This window comes from Lysobacter sp. Root983 (assembly GCF_001429345.1).
Taxonomy (GTDB): Bacteria; Pseudomonadota; Gammaproteobacteria; order Xanthomonadales; family Xanthomonadaceae; genus Lysobacter.
On the sequence record NZ_LMJO01000001.1, the window covers coordinates 943,388 to 963,936 of the forward strand.

Below are 20,549 nucleotides of genomic sequence, written 5' to 3' on the forward strand. Positions count from 1 at the left end.
CTTTAAATGCTTCGCGCCGCTAGCGCGCTCACCGCTGCCTGCGCCAGTGAGCGTGTCCACCTGGCACACAAATTCGACTGCACTTTTCGGCCGATCGCGGGGTGAATCGCTCGTTCGTTAACCAACGATGACAGCGTCGTTAATCGTGTGTACGTTCGGCCATAAGGGGACGGCATCACGCCAAGGTCGGCGTACATAACGCAATGCGAAGACTACATTTCTAGGGGACAACCAATGGCAACTCGTAACGCATACGGCCTGCAGCGCAGCAGGCTGACGGCGGCGCTGATCAGCGCCTTGATCCTTTCGGCCGCCGGCACCGCTGGCGCGCAGGACACCAGCACTCCGCCGCCTCCCGCCTCGAAGTCCGATGCGACCGACGTGCAAGGTGTCGTCGTTACCGGTTCGCGCATCAAGCGAGCGGAGATCGAGGGCCCGGCACCAGTCACCGTAATTTCGGCCGCCGACATCGAGCGCCAAGGCTTCACCACGGTCTATGAAGCGCTCAATACGCTTACGCAGTTTTCCGGCAGCGTCCAGAACGAACTGAATCAGAGCGGCTTCACGCCCAACGCCAGCGTGCTGAACTTGCGCGGCCTCGGCCCGGAGCATGTGCTCACGCTGATCAATGGACATCGCGTGGCGGATTATCCGCGCCCCTACAATAGTCAGAGCAATGTGGTGAACCTCAATGCGATCCCGGCCGCGGCCATCGAGCGCATCGAAGTGCTGACCAGCGGCGCCTCGGCGATCTATGGCTCGGACGCGATCTCCGGCGTCGTCAACGTTATTCTGAAGAGCAACTACGAAGGCAATGAAGTTCAGGTGCGCGTCGGCACCACAACCCGCGGTGGCGGCGACACCGGCGATGTGCAATGGATCGGCGGCCGAGTCGGCGACAACTGGAGCCTGACCTACGCATTCGAGTACCTCACCCGCGAGCCGATCTTCGCTTCGCAGCGCGAGTTCATGGATTCCTATCGCGACGATCCTTCGACCGACAACCCCTCCCCCGTCATCGGTTTGCGTATCCGCAACCGCAGCCGCGTCATCTCCGGCACCAGCCAGTACGTCCTGCCCGGCGGCCTGGCCGTATGCGACCAGTTCAAGGATTTTGAGCGTTATCCGGTAAACGCCGCGCTGAATCCCTCGGTCGTGGTCGGCAACTCCTGTGGCTACTGGTCCTTCCCCGCGACGCAGCAGATCCGAAATTCGCGCAGCGACCTGTCCGGCTACGTGCGCGGCACCTGGGATTTCGCCAACGGCATGCAGATGTACGGCAGCCTGACCGCCTGGTCCAGCGAGGCCAAAGCCGCGTCGTCGACGCAGTTCTGGCAGAGCCCGCTCTTCGTCGATCCGGTGTTCAATGTAGCCAACGGTCTGCCGGCCGCCAGCATCCTGGACATGCAGCGCATCATCACCCCGAGCGAGATCGGCGGCCGCGATGTCCAGCAAACCAAGTTCAAGGAAAACAGCTACAACTTCGACATCGGCCTGTCCGGCACGGCTCTCGGCGACAAGTTCGATTGGGATGTCTACTACAGCCGATCCGAATACACCAGCAAATCCGACCAGCCACGCTTGAAGGCCAAGGCGATCAACGATTGGTTCCTTGGGCCACGCATCGGCACCACGCCCGGCAATCGCGCCATCTATAACTTCAACCAAGCGCGCTACCTGCGTCCGCTGACGCCGGAAGAGTTTGCTAGCCTGAGCACGGTCGCAAAGGCCAAGGCGAAGTCGCAAGCCGATACCGTGAACCTCACGTTCGCGGGCGATCTGTTCGAACTGCCGGCCGGCCCGCTGGGATTCGCGACCGTGCTGGAAGCGGCGCGCCAGGAATACTCGCTTAACCCCGACCGGCGGACCCTCCCGGGTGCCGATCCGAACGAGGCGATCTACAACCTCACCGACACCATTGGCGGTGGCAAGCGCAGTCGTTATGCGGCGGGCGTCGAGTTCAGCGTGCCGATCGTCGATACGCTGAAGGCGCAATTGGCCGGTCGCTACGATAAGTACGACGATCGCACGGACACTGGTGGCGCATTCACCTACAACCTGGGTTTGGAATACCGGCCGGTCTCGAATCTGTTGCTGCGCGGCTCTTACGGCACGACCTTCCGTGCTCCCGACATGCATTACCTGTATGCGGGCACCAGCGGCTTCTTCACCACCTACTTCGATGAGTTCGCGTGCCGTCGTGACGGTTTTCAGGTCGCGGATTGCAACAACAACGCCACCTACAACTACTCTGCTGCGGGCGTGCGCTCGGGCAATCTCGAATTGGAAGAGGAAACCGGCAAGTCCTGGACCGCCGGCGTGGTGTGGGACATCATCGATAACCTTTCTGTCTCCGCCGACTACTACAGCGTCGAACTCGAGAACATCATCGGTGACGACGTCGAACGCCTGCTCAACGACGAAGCCAGCTGCCGCTTGGGCGTGGATCGCAGCGGCGCAACGGTTAACCCGGGGTCCGCAATCTGCGTCGACGCGCTCTCACGCATCACACGCGGTGCTCCCATCGTCGGCCCTGGCCTTGGCAACATCGCCACCCTGACGACCGCTCCGCGTAATCTGCAGCTGCTCGAAACCAACGGCATCGACGCCAGGGTCCGTTATCGCATCGACACCGATCGTTTGGGTGACTTCCGTTTCGAGCTGGGCTGGACGCACGTGCTGAGCCAGAAGCGTCAGGACTTCGCCGCCGACCCGGTCGAGGAATATCGCGACGACCGTAAGAACCACGACTTCCGCAGCCGCGCCAACTTCACCACCTCGTGGTCGAAGCAGGATTGGAGCGCGAATATCTATGGAACCCGTTGGGGCTCCTTGCCCGACTGGGAGGAATCGGGCCGTCGCATCGCGCCCTACTTCCTCTGGAACGTCAACGTCAGCAAGAAGATCACCAATAAGGCTACGCTGGGGTTCTTCGTCAACAACGTGTTCGACAAGCTGCACCCGCGCGACGACTCGCACTTCAGCTATCCATACTTCTGGAGTGCGTATAGCCCTATCGGCCGCGAAGTGTTCCTCCAGTTCGACTATAAGTTCCAGTAAGTTTCGACTGCTGCTCCCGTATCAAAGAAGCCCGGCGCAAGCCGGGCTTTTTTTGGGGCCTGGCCCGAGCGATCGCTCTTCCACAGACGCGCCCCCTCCGTTACCGAACTCCCTCTAAACCTCTCCACACGAGGTGTGGAGCGGCCGCTCTCGCACGCGCGAAGAGCCTGCCCCGGCCAGTGCTAGCTTGGCGATCGCCCGCGACGAGTCGCCATCTCACACATTCGCGCCATTTCGCATCAGTAGAAGAATTCGTGCAGGCACCCATGCACCACATCTCACTACGTAGTGACAGTACGCTTTGAGCACGCAACAGAACACTTCAAAGAGCATAAAATGGCAATTATTGGGTGTAATTAAGTCATTTTTCAAATAAAAACAATAACTTATACGGAACAAAATTACTGCCTAAAAAGTGTGATCTTGTGATGACATAGGCGTTAACACCATGTTAAGTTCGCCTTTAAGGGGACAGCAATACGCCAAGGTCGGCACACAAGAAACACATCTAGTTCATTTGGGGGACAACCAATGGCAGTTCGCAACGCATCCGGCCTGCAGCGCAGCAGGCTGACGGCGGCGCTCATCAGCGCTCTGGTCCTTTCGGTCGCCGGCACGGCGAGCGCTCAGGACACCAACACGCAACAGGCTCCTGCTTCGAACACCAAGGCGACCGACATCGACGGCGTCGTGGTCACCGGCTCGCGCATCAAGCGCACCGAGATCGAAGGTCCGTCGCCGGTCACGGTGATCACCTCGGCCCAGATCGAACGCGAAGGTTTCAACACCGTTTACGACGCGCTCAACACCCTGACCCAGGCCTCGGGCGCGACCCAGAACGAGGTCTTCCAGGGCGGCTTCACCCCGAACGCCAGCGTGATCAACCTGCGCGGTCTCGGCCCGGGTCGTACCCTGCTGCTGATCAACGGTCGTCGCGCCGCGGACTATCCGCTGCCCTACAACGGCCAGAGCAACTTCGCCAACTTCGGCAACATCCCGGCCGCCGCCGTGGACCGTATCGAAATCCTGGCCGGCGGCGCTTCGGCGATCTACGGTTCGGACGCGGTCGCGGGCGTGGTCAACGTCATCCTCAAGACCAACTTCGAAGGCGACCAGCTCAAGGTCCGCGCCAGCACCACCAGCCAGGGCGGCCGCGATATCGGCGACATCCAGTGGATCGGCGGCAAGACCGGCGACAACTGGAGCGTCACTTACGCCCTCGAATACTTCAACAGCGAGCCGCTGTACGGCTATCAGCGCGACTTCATGGATTCCGCGCTCGATAACCCGCTGCCGCCGGCCTTCGTCGGCATCCAGCCGACCGGCACCATGCGCGTGCGTCGCCGCACCGGCTCCACCGCAGGCTCGTACTTCGCGCCGCCGGCCGGCGCCTGCGAACAGCTCGGCGACGAGTGGGCGCGTTGGAACTTCCGTTCGGCAAACGCAGCCGGCGTGATCACCAACCTCGGCCAGGCCTGCGGCAGCTTCAAGGACGTCGGCTACCAGACCATCAGCAATGGCAATAGCGATCTGTCGGGCTACGCTTACGGTACCTATCAGTTCGACAACGGCATCCAAGGCTGGGCCAGCCTGCAGGCGTGGAAGTCCACGGCGAAGTACGGTGCGGGCACCCAGTTCTGGGCGGGACGCACCACTGGCGGTCTGTGGTTCGATCAGACCTTCAACAATGTCGTCGATGCCCAGCGCGTGTTCACTCCCCAGGAGGCGGGCGGCATCGAGAAGCTGCTGGCCAAGAACGACGAACGCTCCTACGACTTCGCGTTCGGCTTCCGCGGCACCTTCGGCGAGAAGTGGGACTGGGATCTGACCCTGTCGCGCGCCGAGTACAACATCAAGGTCGACCGTCCGCGCCTGCAGTCCAACTTGGTCAACGACTGGTTCCTGGGCCCGCAGTTGGGCACCCGTGTCGTCGGTGGCGTGGCCTACCCGATCTACAACCTCAATCAGTCGCGCTACTACCGCGCGCTGACGCCGGAACAGTTCGCGGCTCTGAGCACCACGGTCCGCACCGACGCCGAGTCCTACGTCAACCAGGGCAACTTCGTAGTGTCCGGCGACCTGTTCAACCTGCCGGCCGGCCCGCTGGGCTTCGCTGCGGTGTTGGAAGCCTCGCAGCAGGAATACGACCTGACCGCGGACCCGCGCATCCTGCCCGACTACACCGGCCTCGATCGTCCGTACAACCTGACCGGCACCGGCGGCGGCGGCGAGCGTAGCCGCTACGCTTTGGGCGTCGAGTTCTCGGTGCCGATTCTCGACTCGTTGAAGGCCAGCTTCGCCGGTCGCTTCGACAAGTACGACGACGTCACCTCGGTGGACGATGCCAAGACCTGGAACGCCGGCCTCGAATGGCGTCCGCTGGACAACCTGATGTTCCGCGGTTCGTACTCGACCAGCTTCCGCGCCCCCGATATGCACTTCGTGTTCGCCGAGCGCAGCGGTTCGTTCAGCACCATCTTCGATACCCGTCGCTGCTTGCAGGACGGCGGTAGCTCGAGCAGCGGCTGCACCGCGGCGGCCTACAACTACACCGCCTTCGGCGTCCGTCAGGGTACCCGCGACCTCGAAGAGGAAACCGGCAAGTCCTGGACCGCCGGCATGGTGTGGGACATCATGGAAGGCATGTCGTTCACCGCCGACTACTACAACATCGAGATCGAAAACGGCGTTTCCGACATCACCTCGGCCTACATCCTCGACGGCGAAGCCGGCTGCACCACGGGCCTGACCCGTAACCGCACGCCGTTCACCCTGGGCGCTCCGGGTTCCGCGTTCTGCAACGACATGCTCTCGCGCGTGTCGCGTCTGAGCGCGCCGGGCACCCCGAACGACGGCCAGATCACGGAAATCCGCCGTGGCCCGATCAATCGCGCGGTTCAGAGCGTGACCGGCATCGACGCCACCCTGGACTACCGCTTCGACACCGACCGCCTCGGCGACTACCGCTTCCAACTGGCCTACTCGCACACGCTGGAGCAGAAGACCGCCCAGTTCAAGGGCGACCCGGTGCTGGATTACCGCGACGACCTGACCAACTTCGACTTCCGCAGCCGCATCCGTGCGACCGCGACCTGGGAGCGCGACGATTGGCAGGCCGCGGTGTTCATGCTGCGCTACGGCAGCCTGCCGAACTGGCAGGAAACCGGCCGTATCGCGCCTTACTTCATCTGGAACACCAGCGTGGGTAAGAACATCACCGAGAACGCCAAGCTGGTCCTGTACGTGAACAACGTCTTCGACAAGACCCATCCGCGCGACGACGGCTTCAACAGCTATCCCTACTTCTGGCGTGCGTACAGCCCGATCGGCCGCGAAGTGGCCTTCGAGTTCCAGTACAGCTTCAAGTAAGCGACTGCTGCTTAGTCCCCAGAAGCCCGGCGCAAGCCGGGCTTCTTTTTTGTCCGGTCGCGGCCGTGGGGCCCCGCTTCCATACGCCGACGGATGCGGTATAAAGAAGGTCAGCCGCGGGGCTGTCGCGCGGCCAGAACCATGCCTATCCCTGGGAGGGGAACATGCGTACCAAACTGCTTGCATTGCTACTGCTGGCGCTGCCGATGGCGGCGTTCGCGCAGAACACGCCGGTCGGACACTGGGTCACGATCGACGACAAGACCCAGAAGCCCAAGTCCGTAGTCGAGATCTACGAAGCGAAGGACGGCAGCCTGGCCGGACGCGTCACCAAGGTGCTGCAGTCCGAGCGCGGCCCGAATCCGGTCTGCGACAAGTGCTCGGGCGAGCGCAAGAACAAGCCGGTCGAGGGCATGGTCATCCTGTGGAGCGTGCGCAAGCACGGCGACACTTGGGAAGACGGCAAGATCCTCGACCCGGCCAGCGGCAAGATCTATTCGGTCAAGGTCACCCCGATGGAGGGCGGCAAGAAGCTGGATGTGCGCGGCTTCATGGGCTTCTCGCTGCTGGGCCGTACCCAGACCTGGGTCCGCCAGTAAGCCTTGCACCGCCGTTGCGGCATCGACGACCCGGCCTAGGCCGGGTCGTTTCGTTTGGGGGCTGGGATTCGACCGCGAATCGGCCTGCTCGCCGGGAAGCGAGGTCCATCGCGGCTTATGACCGGAGGAAATGCCCGTGGGACGCCGCGCCCACAGAGTGCAGGAAACGGGGGCACGCCTGCGGAGGCGAGCCACACGAGCCCTGCGGCGGGCGCGTGCCATAATTCCCGCCCTCCCACCGCAACGCCGCCCATGTCCCGCGAGTTCGTCGTTACCTGCGCCCTGCCCTACGCCAACGGGCACCTGCACCTAGGCCACCTGGTCGGTTACACCCAGGCCGATATCTGGTGCCGCGCCCAACGCATGTCCGGCCATCGGGCCTGGTACGTGTGCGCCGACGACACCCACGGCACGCCGATCATGCTCGCGGCCGAAAAGGCCGGGGTCACGCCGGAATCCTTCATCGCCGGCATCCAGGCCAGCCACGAGCGCGATTTCGCCGATTTCGGGGTCGCGTTCGACCACTACGATTCGACCAACTCGCCGCGCAACCGCGCGCTGACCGAGGCCTTCTACGCCAAGCTCGACAACAACGGCCACATCTCGCGGCGCTCGGTCGCGCAACTGTACGACCCGGTCAAGGGCATGTTCCTGCCCGACCGCTACGTCAAGGGCATCTGTCCGAACTGCGGCACGCCCGACCAATACGGCGACAACTGCGAGAACTGCGGCGCGACCTATGCGCCGACCGAACTCAAGGAACCGCGCTCGGTGGTCAGCGGCGCGACGCCGGAGCTGCGCGAGTCGGAGCATTTCTTCTTCGAGGTCGGCGGTTTCGAGGCGTTCCTGCGCGAGTGGCTCAGCGGCGACGTCGCGATCCCGGGCGTCAAGGCCAAGCTGCTGGAATGGCTGGACGCCGACGGCGGCCTGCGCGCCTGGGATATCTCGCGCGACGCGCCTTACTTCGGTTTCGAGATTCCCGGCCATCCGGGCAAGTACCTGTACGTGTGGCTGGACGCGCCGATCGGCTACCTGAGCAGCTTCGAAGCCCTGTGCGAGCGCGAGGGTCTGGACTTCTTCTCCTACCTCACCCGCGACAGCCAGGCCGAGCTGCACCACTTCATCGGCAAGGACATCGTGACCTTCCACGGCCTGTTCTGGCCGGCGGTACTGCACGGCTCGGGGTTCCGCGCGCCGACCCGTCTGCACGTCAACGGCTATCTGATGGTCAACGGCGAGAAGATGTCGAAGTCGCGCGGCACCTTCATTCAAGCCCGTACCTATCTGGACGTCGGCCTGGACCCCGAAGCGCTGCGCTATTACTTCGCGACCAAGACCGGCGGCGGCGTCGACGACGTCGACCTCAACCTGGCCGATTTCGTCGCGCGCGTGAACTCGGACCTGGTCGGCAAGTTCGTCAACCTGGCCAGCCGTTGCGCCGGTTTCATCGAGAAGCGCTTCGACGGCCGACTCGCCGACACCCTGCCCGAGCACGCGACCTATGCGCGCTTCGTCGAGCAACTGCAGCCGATCGCACAGGCCTACGCACGCAACGAGGCCGCGACCGCGCTGCGCCTGACCATGGCGCTGGCCGACGAAGCCAACAAGTACATCGACGAGCACAAGCCCTGGGTGCTGGCCAAGCAGGAAGGCGCCGACGCCGAGCTGCAGGCCGTGTGTACGCAGGGCCTCAACCTGTTCCGCGTACTGGCCGCCGCGCTCAAGCCGGTGTTGCCGCGCGTAGCGGCCCAGGCCGAAGCCTTCCTGGGCGCGCCGGTCGCGCTGTGGAGCGATCTGCACGCACCGCTGCTGGCGCATCGCATCCAGGCCTACACGCCCTTGTTCACCCGTATCGACCCCAAGCATATCGAGACCATGATCGAAGCCTCCAAGGAATCGCTGAAGCCCACCGAGACCGAAGCCGTCGCCGCTCCCGCCGTCAAAGCGGCCGCGGCCGCGCCCGCCGCGACCCCGGCCAACGCCGCGGCGACCATCGGCATCGACGACTTCGCCAAACTCGACCTGCGCGTGGGCAAGGTGCTGGCCTGCGAGTTCGTCGAGGGTTCCGACAAGCTGCTGCGCTTCGAACTGGACGCCGGCGAACTCGGCACGCGCCAGATCTTCTCCGGCATCCGCGGCTCCTACGCCGAGCCGGAAAAGCTGGTTGGCCGCAGCGTGGTGTTCATCGCCAACCTGGCGCCGCGCAAGATGCGCTTCGGTCTCAGCGAGGGCATGATCCTGTCGGCCGGTTTCGACGGCGGTGGCCTGCACCTGCTCGACGCCGACGGCGGCGCGCAGCCGGGCATGCCGGTGCGGTGAAGCGAGTACAGAGTGGAGAGCAGTGAGGAACGAGTAAAAGCACTCTCTCACTCCTCACTCCTCTCAGCTCACTTCTGCCTCATGGATTTGACCGAACGCCTAGACCGCCTCCTGCCGCAGACCCAATGCGGCCAATGCGGCTACGCGGGCTGCCGCCCCTATGCCGAAGCGATGGCGCGCGGCGAGGCGGGCGTCGACCATTGCCCGCCCGGCGGCGACGCCGGCGCGCGCGCACTGGCGCGGTTGCTGGGCGTGCCCGCGCGCCCCTACGACCGCGCGCGCGGCACCCACAAGCCGGCGCCGGTGGCGGTGATCGTCGAAGCCGACTGCATCGGCTGCACCAAGTGCATCCAGGCCTGTCCGGTCGACGCCATCATCGGCGCGGCCAAGCACATGCATACCGTGATCGAACCGCTGTGCACCGGCTGCGAGCTGTGCGTGCCGGCCTGCCCGGTGGATTGCATCGTGTTGGAGCCGGCGCGGCCGGCGGCTTAGCGCTAGGCCCACCGTAGGATGCGGTGAGCGCAAGCGAACCGCATCGTCCGCGAACCATCCTTCACATCGAAATTGCGCCGACGCGGCGCGGTGCGATTCGCTTGCGCTCACCGCACCCTAGGAATGCGCTTTGGCGTCAGCGCTTACCGGCCGCTTCCTTGACCGGAGCTGCCGCGCCAGTGGCCGGCGGCGCCAGGTCGGCGGTGCCGGCCGCGCAAGCCGAGCACACGCGTTCGATCTTGTAGCCCTTGGCGCGCAGCTTCTCGACCACGCCGTCCTCGCCCAGCAGATGCAGCGCGCCCACCACCACCAGCGCGTCGTCCTTCTTGGACTCGTCCAGCATCTTCTGGATCTGCGGCACCCAGGCGTCGTTGCGCTCGATGTTGACGACGCGATAGGTCTGCGGCGTCTTTTCCTTCATCTCGGTGCGGGTGAGGTCGTCGAGCTTGGCCAAGTCGCCGGCGCGCCAGGCGTCGTGCATGTCGGCGAGCATGCCCGGCATTTCGGTTGGGCGATCGAGGAAATCGCGCAGGCCTTCGATCTGCTCGGGCATCGGCGAGGAGTCCATCACCTTCAATTGATCCTCCATCGACTCCAGGCCGCCAGTGGGCTTCTTGGCCGTGCTCGCCTGCTTCATCAGGTGCATATCCAACCCGAGCTGGGGGCTGAAGCCCATGGCCTGCGATACGCCCAGCAACAGCGACAGATTCACGAACCAGGGTTCGTAACCGTCGAGCGCCGCCACCGGCACGCCCTGCTTGCCCATCAAGCGGGTCAGCTTCTCGTGCAAGTCGGCGGGCAGCACCTGGCTCAGGGTGCGACCATCGGTGTAGCCGGCGGCGACCATGAACTTGGCGGCCGCGCCCGGGTCGGTCATCTGCTCCGGCGGGATCTCGAACAGCACCTTGTCGGCGGCCGCGAACGCCGCATCGACGTCGGGCGACAGCGGATAGTCGTCGCTCTTGAGCAGGTGGAACGAGCCCAGCAGGTAGACCGCGTTGTCGGCGTCGGACACCTTCCACAGCAGCGGCACCGGCGGCGCCTTGGCCGGCGCGGCGGCGACCGGCGCCTTGGCCGTCGCTGCCGGCGCGGCGTCTTGCGCGGAGGCGATCGCCGAACTCAGCGCGGCGAGGATCAGGGCGCAGGGCAGCAGGCGCTTGAGGTGCGGATTACGGAGCATGGGTTATCGTCCTTGGAGTCGGTCAGTGCGCGCCGGCATAAGCCTTCTCGCCGGCGGTGATCGCCAGGTCGAGACGGTTTTCCTGCGGCGGCAGCGGGCAGGTCGCGAACGCGGTGAACGCGCACGGCGGGTTGTAGCTCTTGTTGAAGTCCAGCATCACGCGGCCGCCGATGCCCGGCTTGGGCGCGTCGAGGAAGCGTCCGGCGCCGTAGCTGCCGTGGCCGTTGGTGCGGTCGGCGAACACCAGGAACAGCTCGTCGCCGCCCTCGTCCAGGGCTTCGATGCGGTAGCTCTTGCCGTCGCGCTCGAATTCGACGTAACCCGGGTTGGGCACTTGCTCGGTGGTGCCGACGATGTTGGCGATCGCGATGGTCTTGCCCGGCGGATGAGCGACGAACTTGCTGTCCACCACCCAGCCGGCGTCGGCCTGCCAGTACGGAATGTCCTTGAAACCGCTGCGCGTGGGCGCGTCGGCGTGTTTGACGCGCAAGGCGTAGCGATCGCCGCGCTTGATCACGGTCAGGATGCCCTTGCCTTCGTCGAAGCCGAGCTTGCTGGGGCCGGCCGGGTCGGTGTCGATGCGCAAGGCGGTCGCGCCCTTGAGCGGCTGATCGTCCAGGGTGAACGCGGTACCGCGTTCGGGAACGAAGCGCACGCTGCCGTCCTTCTTCAGATCGATCATGCCGAAGTGGCCGGGGCCCATCGCCAGGCGGATGCCGTTGTCGGGCTCGCTGCCGAAGTAATGCGGGCCCGGGTCCAACCAATGCAGGCCGACCAGGCTGGTCCAACCGTCGGGCTTGGTCAGGTTGGTTTTGCGCTCTTCGCGCCAGACCTGTTGCTCGCCGACGAAGGCGGCGCTGGTGGGCTTGGAGGGCGCTTGCGGCTCGGCGGCGGCGCCGGTCGCGGCGGCGGCGGCGCCCGGCGCGTCGAGGTCGCTCTCGGAACGTTCGCCGCCGCCGCACGCGGCCAGGGCAAGGCAGAACACGATCGGGGACAGCACCATCGGGAGCAGCCGCAGTGGCGGCATAGTCGGCAATCGCATTCTCAACGTCCTCGCAGGAACCAGCGGTCGATTTCGGACAGGCTGAAACGGGCCCAGGTCGGCCGGCCGTGATTGCATTGGCCGGAACGCTCGGTCGCTTCCATTTCGCGCAGCAGCGCGTTCATTTCGGGCAGGCTCAGGCGCCGGTTGGCGCGCACCGCGCCATGGCAGGCCATGGTCGCCAACAATTCGTCGCGCGCCGCGGCCACGCGCCGCGATTCGCCGTGCTCGCGCAGGTCGGCCAGCACGTCGCGCAACAGCGCTTCGACGTCGCCGTGCGCCAGCAGGGCCGGCACGCTGCGCAAGGTCAGCGATTGCGGGCCGCTGCGGGTCACGTCGAAGCCCAGCGCTGCCAGGGTGTCGGTTTCGCGCTCGGCGACTTCGGCCTCGCGCTCGGACACGGCCAGCGAGGCCGGCACCAGCAAGGGCTGGGTGCGCAGGCCTTCGCCGTCGTGGGCGTGCTTGAGTTTTTCGTAGCCGATGCGCTCATGAGCGGCATGCATGTCGACCACGATCAGGCCTTCGGCGCTCTCGGCCAGCACGTAGATGCCGTGCAACTGGGCGATGGCGTAGCCCAGCGGCGGCAGGCTGGCGTCGTCGCTGTGCGGCAGAGCCGGGCGCGGCGCGGCGGGATCGAAGGCCGGCGGCGATGGATAGGTCGGATGGGCCTGCGTCGCCGCCGCATCGCCCGGCGCGCCGTAGAGCGCGGCGTAGCCGTTGCGGGTTTCCTCGACCTGGAAGCCGAGCGGGCGCGTGGGCGCGCTCCAGTTGTAGCTGGGTTGCGCGCTCTGCATCGGCGCGCCGGCGCCCGGCGCTTGCGCATAAGGCTCGTGCGCGCCCGGCTGCGGGGCGATGCCGGCGCGGGTCTCGGCCAACGCGTCGTGCAGGGTGCGGTAAACGAAATCGTGGATCAGACGCGAATCGCGGAAGCGCACCTCGTGCTTGGCCGGATGCACGTTGACATCGACCCGGCGCGGGTCCAGCTCCAGGAACAGCACATACGCCGGCTGGCGGCCGTGGAACAGCACATCGGCATAGGCCTGCTTGACCGCGTGGGCGACGCTGCGATCGCGCACCGCGCGGCCGTTGACGTAGAGGTACTGCTGGTCGGCGCTGGCGCGGTTGTAGGCCGGTTGGGCGATCCAGCCGTGCAGGCGCAGGCCGGCGCCGGCGTGGTCGACGCGCAGCGCGTTGCGCGCGAATTCCTCGCCCAGGGTTTCGTTGATGCGCACATCCGAAAGCAGATCGCCCTCGCCCTTCCAGCGTCGCGAGGGCTTGCCGTTGTGCGACACGCGCAGTTCCACGTCCGGTCGCGCCAGAGCGAGCTGACGCAGCCATTCCTCGATGTGGCCCAACTCGGTGCGCTCGGCCTTGAGGAATTTGCGCCGCGCCGGGACGTTGAAGAACAGGTCGCGCACTTCGACCGTGGTGCCCTGCGGATGCGGCTTGGGCGTGACCTGCCCGACCCGGCCGCCGTCGACTTCGAGGGTGGCGCCGTGCTCGGCTTCGATCCGGCGCGAGACCATCGCGAACCGGCTGACCGAGGCGATCGAGGGCAAGGCCTCGCCGCGGAAACCGAGCGTGGCCACCCCTTCCAGATCGTCCAGGGACGCGATCTTGCTGGTGGCGTGGCGCGAGATCGCCAGCGGCAGTTCCTCGGCGGCGATGCCGGCGCCGTCGTCGCGGATCCGGATCAGGCGCACACCGCCCTCTTCCAGGTCGATGTCGATGCGGGTCGCGCCGGCGTCGAGCGCGTTTTCGACCAGCTCCTTGACCACCGAAGCCGGACGTTCCACGACCTCGCCGGCCGCGATCTGATTGATGAGGGTATCGGGGAGTTGACGAATAGCCACTGAGCGACCGGGCGCCGCGGCGGCGCCGTGAGAATACGGCTTCGATGATAGCCGCTCACCGCCGGCTTCCGCGATCCGTTTAGCGCTTTCGCGACGCAAGCCCGTTCCAGCGCGCAACCGCGCAGGCCTTGCAGGGGTCGGATCGGATCAGGCGGCGCGCATGCCGCCCCAGCGGCTCAGGGGCTGCCGCCGCCCCCGCCCATCGCCACCGGCTGAGCGTCGGCGCGCGCGGCGTAGAGCGTGCCCGGCGGCGGCTGACGGGTGAAGTAGGTATTGACGCCATCGAGCACGGCGCGCGCGAGCGCGCGCTGGTGCGCGGGATCGGTCAGGCGGCGCTCTTCGTCCGGGTTGGAGATGAAGGCGGTCTCGACCAGCATCGCCGGCATGTCCGAGGTCCGCAGCACGGCGAAGTTGGCGCGCTCGATATGCGGCTTGTGGTTATTGCCGACGCGCTTGAGCCCGTCGAGCACATGCGCGGCCGCGTCCTCGGACGCCTTCATGTGACCGCTCTGGGTGAGGTCCAGCAACACCGAGGTCAGGGTGTTGTCGGCTTCCTGCAGGCGCACGCCGCCGACCAGGTCGGCCGAGTTTTCCTTGTCCGCCAGCCAGCGCGCGCGCTGCGAGGACGCGCCCTTCAGCGACAGCACGTAGACCGAGGAGCCTTTGGCGGCGCGGTTCTCGGCGGCGTCGGCGTGGATCGACACGAACATGTCGGCCTTGGCCTGGCGCGCGAGCTGCGCGCGCCGCGGCAGCGGGATGAACACGTCGCTGTCGCGGGTGAGGTAGGCCTTGAGCCCGGGCGTGGCGTTGATCTGGCGCGCGAGTTCGCGCGCGATCGCCAGGGTCACGTCTTTCTCGCGCTTGCCGGCTTGGCCGACCGCGCCGGGGTCCTGGCCGCCATGGCCGGGGTCGATGGCGATGATGAGCGGGCGCATGCCGCGGCCGCGCATCACATCCTTCATGGTCTTGACCGCGCCGGGCGTGGCCAGGTCGTCGGCCGGCGGCGCGCTCACGGCGGCGCCCGGCATCGGCGTGGGCACGCCCGAGGCGATGCGGGTGGGCACGCCGGTGGCGATGGTGGTCTGCACCGGCGGCGGTGCGACGGTCGCGACCGGCGTGGCGGCCACCGGCGCTGCGGTAGCCGGCGCGCTGGAGGCGTTGCGCGCAGCCAGCTCGGAGATCAGGCGCGTGGTCGCGGCCGCGGACGAGGCGGCCTGGTCGACGCCGCGATGCTCGGACACGACCGCGGTCGCGGCCGGCGGCGGCGCCGATTGCGGCACGGTCGCGGACGGCACGGCTGAGGTGTGCGCGGCGGCGACGGAAGCGGCCGGCGGCGTGGCGACGGGCTGCGGCTCGACGCCATCGCCCGGCCACTCCAGCACCAGGCGCGCGCCGTTGGCGGCCGGCTCGATGCGCGGCTTGAGCGCGGCGACCGGCTGGGCCAGATCGAACACGATGCGCACGGTGCCCGGCGCGGGCTGACCGGTGCGCACGGATTTGACGATGCCCGCGCCGGTCGGCAGGCGCAGGCCCTTGGCCAGCGAGGAGGCCGGCAGGTCGACCGCGAGGCGGTCGGGGCCCTTGAGCGAGATCAGCTTGAATTCGGTGCCGCGGTCCAGGGCGATCTCGGCACGGGTGCCGGTGGCGCCGCTGCCGACGTCCAAGCCCTTGATTTCACTGGCGTGCGCAAGATTCCAGGCCAGCGCCGCGAGCAGCGCCATGCCGAGCAGGAATTTCTGAACGGTGGCCCCTTTTACGCGCATGGGTGCTAGTCAAGCACCAGCGCCTTGGAAATGCAAGCATTTTTCCCTTACGAATCCGGCACCTGCCACCACTTCCTGTGGAAACGTTCAGGAGTCGGCCGCAAGCTCCGGGGTGGCGGCCAGGGCCTGGACCCAGCCCCTGCCGGTCTCGGACTCCGGGATCAGGCGGGCCGAACGCCCCACCCCCTCGACCGCCAGTTCGACCCGCAGGTCGGCCGGGGGTAGCCCGCCGCGACCGCGGTCGGGCCATTCGATCAACCACAGCGTGGCCTCGTCGCCGTCCAAGCCGAGAAACTCGAGCTCGCCGACATCGCCGATGCGATACAGATCCAAATGCCAGGCTTCGCCGCCGCTGGCGAGCGGATAGCGTTCGACCAAGGTGTAGGTGGGACTGCGAATCGCGCCTTGCACGCCCAGCGCGCGCAGCAAGGCGCGTGCGAGCGTGGATTTGCCGGCGCCGAGATCGCCGCTGAGATGCACCACCGCGCGCTGCGGACGCGTACGCGCTAGTGCGGCACCCAAGGCATCGGTGGCGTCGGCATCGCGCAACGACAATGCGATCGCTGCTGGTTCGTGCGCGGATGCGCTGGAGTGAGACGAGATCAACGCGAACTCTCCGGATTGGCCAAGCGCCGCAACCACGGCATCAAGTCGGTAGGCAGCAAACCGCGCTCGCCACCGTCGCGCGCCGCGGCGTCCGCAGCAGCCGAATGGAGCAGCGCGCCGCACACGGCGGCATCGAACGCGTTCAAACCCTGCGCGCGCAGCGCGGCGATGGTACCGCTGAGCACGTCGCCCATGCCGCCGACGGACATGCCAGGATTGCCCGCCGCGATCACGCGAGGTTCCGCATCCGGCGCGGTCACGATGGTGCCCGCGCCTTTCAACACGATGGCGCAGGCGTAGCGATCGCGCAACGCGCGCGCGGCGCTCAAGCGATCGGCTTGCACCTGCGCGGTATCGATGCCGAGCAAACGCGCCGCTTCGCCCGGATGGGGCGTGAGCACGCAATCCGCATGCAAGGTGCGCGGCCGCTCCGCCAACAGATTCAAGGCATCCGCATCCAGCAGCAAGGGGCGCTGGCTCTCAAGCACGCAAGCCTGCAAATCGCGCGCCCAGGCGCCCTGCCCCAGGCCCGGTCCCAAGGCGATCACGCTCGCGCGTTCGAGTGCATCACGCAGTTGCGCTGCATCGCGGACCTCGCGCGGCATCGCTTCCGGTATGCGCGCCAAAACGGCTTGTACATGCTCGCCGCGCGTGGCGATCTCGACCAGGCCGGCGCCGCTGCGCAAGGCCGCTTGCGCGCACAACACGATCGCGCCGCCGCTGCCGTGGTCGCCGCCCACGCACAGCACCCGGCCGTTGCGTCCCTTGTGGCTATCGCGGTTGCGCGGCGACAACCAGCGCCGCAGATCCTCCGCGCGCACCGAACGCGCGACCGGCGCACGATCGAAAGCTTCGACGGAGATCTGCAGATCGGACCACGCCAACGAGCCCACGCAGTCCAAGGCCGAACCGGTACTCAAACCGAACTTGTGCGCGATGAACTCGATCGTGGCATCGGCGATCACGGCGGGCGCATAGGCGACGCCGCGCTCGGCGTCGACGCCGCTGGGCACGTCCAGCGCGAATACGGGCGCGGATTGGGCGTTGATGGTCTCGATCAACGCCGACGCCTCCGCATCCGGTGCGCGCGACAAGCCGATGCCGAACAAGGCATCGACGATCAGATCCGCATCCAGCGCGCCGCCCGCATATACCTCGCTGCGGCCTCCCGCCTCCGTGTATGCGTCCGCGGCGCGCCGGGCCAGCTCGCCGCGCGGCGCGTGCGTGGCCAGGTGCGACACCCGCACCTCGCGCCCGCTGGCATGCGCGTGCGTCGCCAGCACATAGCCGTCGCCGCCGTTGTTGCCCGGCCCGCACACCACCACGATGCGCTGCGCCGCGGGCCAGCGCCGCAGCAGTTCGCGCCAGCCCGCCGCGCCCGCACGGCGCATCAGCTCGTAGGCGTCGCCCAGGTGCGCGCTCGCGCGCGCCTCGACGGCACGCAACGCGGCGGTGTCGTAAAGCCCGGAATCGAAGGAGAAATCGGCCGTAGGCATCGCACGATTCTATACTTGCCGCATCGTGAGCCCGCACCATGCCAGCCCCGACCCGACGCCCGCCGCGCCCGACTACGCGGCGCTGACCCTGCGCATCCGCGAATTGGCGCGCGAACTGGGTTTCCAGCGTTGCGGCATTGCCGGCATCGAGCTGGGCCCCGACGAGGACTATCTGCGCGACTGGCTGGCGCAGGGCCTGTACGGGTCGATGGACTGGATGGCGCGCCACGGCGAGCTGCGTTCGCGGCCGCAGGCGCTGATCCCGGGGACTCTGCGGGTGATCTCGGTCGGGCTGGACTACGGCCGCAACGACGACGAGGACGCCTGGGCCACCCTGGCCGACCGCGAGCGCGCCTACGTCGCCCGCTATGCCCTGGGGCGCGACTACCACAAGCTGATGCGCCAGCGCCTGCAGCGCCTGGCCGACCGCATCGGCGAAACAGTAGGACCGTTCGGGCACCGGGTGTTCGTGGATTCGGCGCCGGTACTGGAACGGGCGCTTGCGCGCAACGCCGGCCTGGGCTGGATCGGCAAGCACACCTGTCTGATCGACAAGGACGGCGGCTCCTGGTTTTTCCTGGGCGAGATCTACGTCGATCTGCCGCTACCGATCGACGCGCCGGCGAGCGCGCACTGCGGCACCTGCGTGCGCTGCATCGAGGTCTGCCCTACCCAGGCCATCGTCGCCCCGCATCGCCTGGATGCGCGCCGCTGCATCGCCTACCTGACCATCGAACACGAAGGCGCCATCCCGGAGGAGCTGCGCCCCGCGATCGGCAACCGCATCTTCGGCTGCGACGACTGTCAGTTGGTCTGTCCCTGGAACAAGTTCGCCAAGCGCACCGACGAGCCGGATTTCCGCGCTCGCAACGACCTGGATCGCGCCAGCCTGACGCAACTGTTCGCCTGGAGCGAAGCCGAATTCCTGCAGCGCACCGAGGGCTCGGCGATCCGTCGCAGCGGCCATGAACGTTGGCTGCGCAATATCGCGGTCGCGCTGGGCAATGCGCCGAGCACGCCCGAGGTGATCGCCGCATTGAACTCGCGCCGCGAGGCCGACAGCGCGGTGGTGCGAGAGCATGTGGAGTGGGCCCTGGCGCGCCACGGCGCGGCCTGAGGTCGCCTTACGCGTCGCCTTGGGGTAGGAGCGGCGTAAGCCGCGACCGCGACACTCACAAGGCATCGAAACCGCCGGCAACGCGAAACGGTGCGGTGCGCCTACGGCTCACCGCACCCGACGAAGTCGAATCAGCCTCGCAGTTGCGCGATCAGCTCCCGCGTCACCGGATCCTCGGCTTCGGCCTCGCCGGCCAGCGCGGGTAGCAAACGGCTGGCGACCTGCTTGCCCAGTTCGACGCCGAACTGGTCGAAGGCGTTGATGTCCCAGAACACCGACTGCAGATAGACGCTGTGCTCGTACAGCGCGAGCAGTGCGCCCAGCGAGCGCGGGGTCAGCGCGTCCAGCAGGATTGTGGTGCTGGGCCGGCTGCCGGCGTAGGCGCGATGCGGGTCCTCGTTGGCCTGGCCGTTGGCGAAGGCCTCGGTCTGGGCGAGCAGATTGGCGTGCAGCGCGCGGTGATTCTCGGCGTAGGGCGTGTCGGCGCGGATCACGCCGATGAAATCGCCGGGCACGATCGAACTGCCCTGGTGCAGGGCCTGGAAGAAGCTGTGCTGGGTATCGGTGCCCACCCCGCCCCACCACACCGGCACGGTGTCGCCGACGATGGCGCGGCCGTCCAGGCGGGTCGACTTGCCCAGGCTCTCCATCACCAACTGCTGCAGATAGTTCGACAGCAGCTTGAGGCGGTCGTCGTAGGCCAGCACCGCCTGCGTCGCATAACCCAGGCCGTTGCGGTTCCAGATCGCGGTCAGGGCATGCCAGGCGGCCAGATTGCGCGGCGCCGGCGTCTCCAGCACGTGCGCGTCCATCTCGGCGGCGCCGTCCAGGAACGCCTCGAACGCGTCCATGCCGATCGCCAACGCGATCGGCAGACCGACCGCGGACCACAGCGAATAGCGCCCGCCGACCCAGTCCCACATCGGCAGGATGCGCTCGGGCGGGATTCCGAACGCGGCCGCCGGGCGTTCGACGTTGGCGCTGATCGCGTACAGGCGCTCGCCCGCGTGCGCGCCCAGCCAGTCGCGTACCAGCGCGCCGTTGAGCAGGGTTTCCTGGGTGCCGAAGGTCTTGGAGATCAGCAGCGCGGCGGTGCGCGCCGGGTCCAGCCCGGCCAGGGTGCGTTGGGCGGCATGGCCATCGACGTTGGACAGGAAATGCACGCGGAAACGACCGGGCGCGGCGCCGCTGAGGGCGTCGGCGGCCAGACGCGGACCGAGGTCGGAACCGCCGATGCCGATGCTGACGATGTCGGTGACGTCGCTGGCGGCCAACGCGTCGACGATCGCGCGCATGCGTCGCCGCGCCTGCAACGCCTGGGCGTGCGCATCGCGCGCGACCTGGGCTTGCGAGAAGTCGCCGCGCAGCGCGGTATGCAGGGCCGGGCGGCGTTCGGTGATGTTGACCGTCTCGCCGTCGAACAGCGCGCGCAGGCGCGCAGCGAAACCGGCCTGTTCGGCCGCCGCGAACAGCGCGGCCAGGGCCTCGCGGTCGTAATGCTGGCGGGCGAAGCTGGCGTAGATCGGGCCGACCCGCAGCGCGAAATCCTGCGCGCGTGCCGGGTCGGCGGCGATCAGCTGCGGCAGCGTGGTGTTTGCGACGCGCCCCGCCTGGGCGCTCAGTAGGCTCAGTCGGGATGCGTCGCTCATG

At 67.1% G+C, this 20,549-nt stretch carries 13 protein-coding genes; 6 read left to right on the forward strand and 7 right to left on the reverse strand.

All coding sequences use genetic code 11. The annotated features are described in order from the left end of the window. The first annotated feature begins 234 nt into the window (after window positions 1–234). The 5 genes from ASE43_RS04130 (at window position 235) to rnfB (ending at window position 9,842) form a co-directional block, all read left to right on the forward strand. Window positions 235–3,060: a TonB-dependent receptor gene (locus ASE43_RS04130; RefSeq protein ID WP_235568645.1), complete on the forward strand. Its 2,826-nt coding sequence runs from the start codon at window positions 235–237 to the stop codon at window positions 3,058–3,060. A 531-nt stretch (window positions 3,061–3,591) separates the two neighbouring features. Beyond that, window positions 3,592–6,429: a TonB-dependent receptor gene (locus tag ASE43_RS04135; protein WP_057159547.1), complete on the forward strand. Its 2,838-nt coding sequence runs from the start codon at window positions 3,592–3,594 to the stop codon at window positions 6,427–6,429. A 164-nt stretch (window positions 6,430–6,593) separates the two neighbouring features. Continuing rightward, window positions 6,594–7,028 carry a DUF2147 domain-containing protein gene (locus tag ASE43_RS04140; RefSeq protein ID WP_056175596.1) on the forward strand — a complete coding sequence of 145 codons (435 nt, stop codon included), beginning with the start codon at window positions 6,594–6,596 and terminating at the stop codon, window positions 7,026–7,028. A 252-nt stretch (window positions 7,029–7,280) separates the two neighbouring features. Then, window positions 7,281–9,347: a methionine--tRNA ligase gene (metG, locus tag ASE43_RS04145; RefSeq protein ID WP_057159548.1), complete on the forward strand. Its 2,067-nt coding sequence runs from the start codon at window positions 7,281–7,283 to the stop codon at window positions 9,345–9,347. Between the two features lie 81 nt (window positions 9,348–9,428). Continuing rightward, on the forward strand, window positions 9,429–9,842 hold the full coding sequence (gene rnfB / locus ASE43_RS04150) for an Rnf electron transport complex subunit RnfB (protein ID WP_082576314.1): 414 nt from the start codon (window positions 9,429–9,431) through the stop codon (window positions 9,840–9,842). A 136-nt stretch (window positions 9,843–9,978) separates the two neighbouring features. On the opposite strand, the gene ASE43_RS04155 is transcribed toward rnfB, so the two are convergent. The 6 genes from ASE43_RS04155 to ASE43_RS04180 form a co-directional block, all read right to left on the reverse strand. Further along, entirely contained in the window at window positions 9,979–11,022 is a 1,044-nt protein-coding gene (locus ASE43_RS04155) for a TraB/GumN family protein (RefSeq protein ID WP_057159549.1), read from the reverse strand. A 22-nt stretch (window positions 11,023–11,044) separates the two neighbouring features. Further along, a complete protein-coding gene (locus ASE43_RS04160; protein ID WP_082576315.1) occupies window positions 11,045–12,064 on the reverse strand; it encodes a DUF1684 domain-containing protein in 1,020 nt (339 codons plus the stop codon). A gap of 2 nt (window positions 12,065–12,066) precedes the next feature. Continuing rightward, on the reverse strand, window positions 12,067–13,917 hold the full coding sequence (mutL, locus tag ASE43_RS04165) for a DNA mismatch repair endonuclease MutL (protein WP_057159550.1): 1,851 nt from the start codon (window positions 13,915–13,917) through the stop codon (window positions 12,067–12,069). 176 nt (window positions 13,918–14,093) lie between these two features. Then, window positions 14,094–15,638 (reverse strand): N-acetylmuramoyl-L-alanine amidase, encoded by a 1,545-nt coding sequence (locus ASE43_RS04170; protein ID WP_082607089.1) that lies wholly within the window; start codon window positions 15,636–15,638, stop codon window positions 14,094–14,096. 129 nt (window positions 15,639–15,767) lie between these two features. Continuing rightward, window positions 15,768–16,241, reverse strand: coding sequence for a tRNA (adenosine(37)-N6)-threonylcarbamoyltransferase complex ATPase subunit type 1 TsaE (gene tsaE / locus ASE43_RS04175; protein WP_057159867.1), 474 nt, complete (start codon window positions 16,239–16,241; stop codon window positions 15,768–15,770). Between the two features lie 41 nt (window positions 16,242–16,282). Beyond that, window positions 16,283–17,782 (reverse strand): bifunctional ADP-dependent NAD(P)H-hydrate dehydratase/NAD(P)H-hydrate epimerase, encoded by a 1,500-nt coding sequence (locus ASE43_RS04180; RefSeq protein ID WP_057159552.1) that lies wholly within the window; start codon window positions 17,780–17,782, stop codon window positions 16,283–16,285. 82 nt (window positions 17,783–17,864) lie between these two features. Between ASE43_RS04180 and queG the strand changes: the two genes are divergently transcribed. Further along, window positions 17,865–18,899 carry a tRNA epoxyqueuosine(34) reductase QueG gene (gene queG / locus ASE43_RS04185; RefSeq protein ID WP_057159868.1) on the forward strand — a complete coding sequence of 345 codons (1,035 nt, stop codon included), beginning with the start codon at window positions 17,865–17,867 and terminating at the stop codon, window positions 18,897–18,899. A 131-nt stretch (window positions 18,900–19,030) separates the two neighbouring features. Here the strand turns inward: queG and pgi are convergent, their stop codons facing one another. Beyond that, a complete protein-coding gene (gene pgi, locus ASE43_RS04190; protein ID WP_057159553.1) occupies window positions 19,031–20,548 on the reverse strand; it encodes a glucose-6-phosphate isomerase in 1,518 nt (505 codons plus the stop codon). Window position 20,549 lies beyond the last annotated feature (1 nt).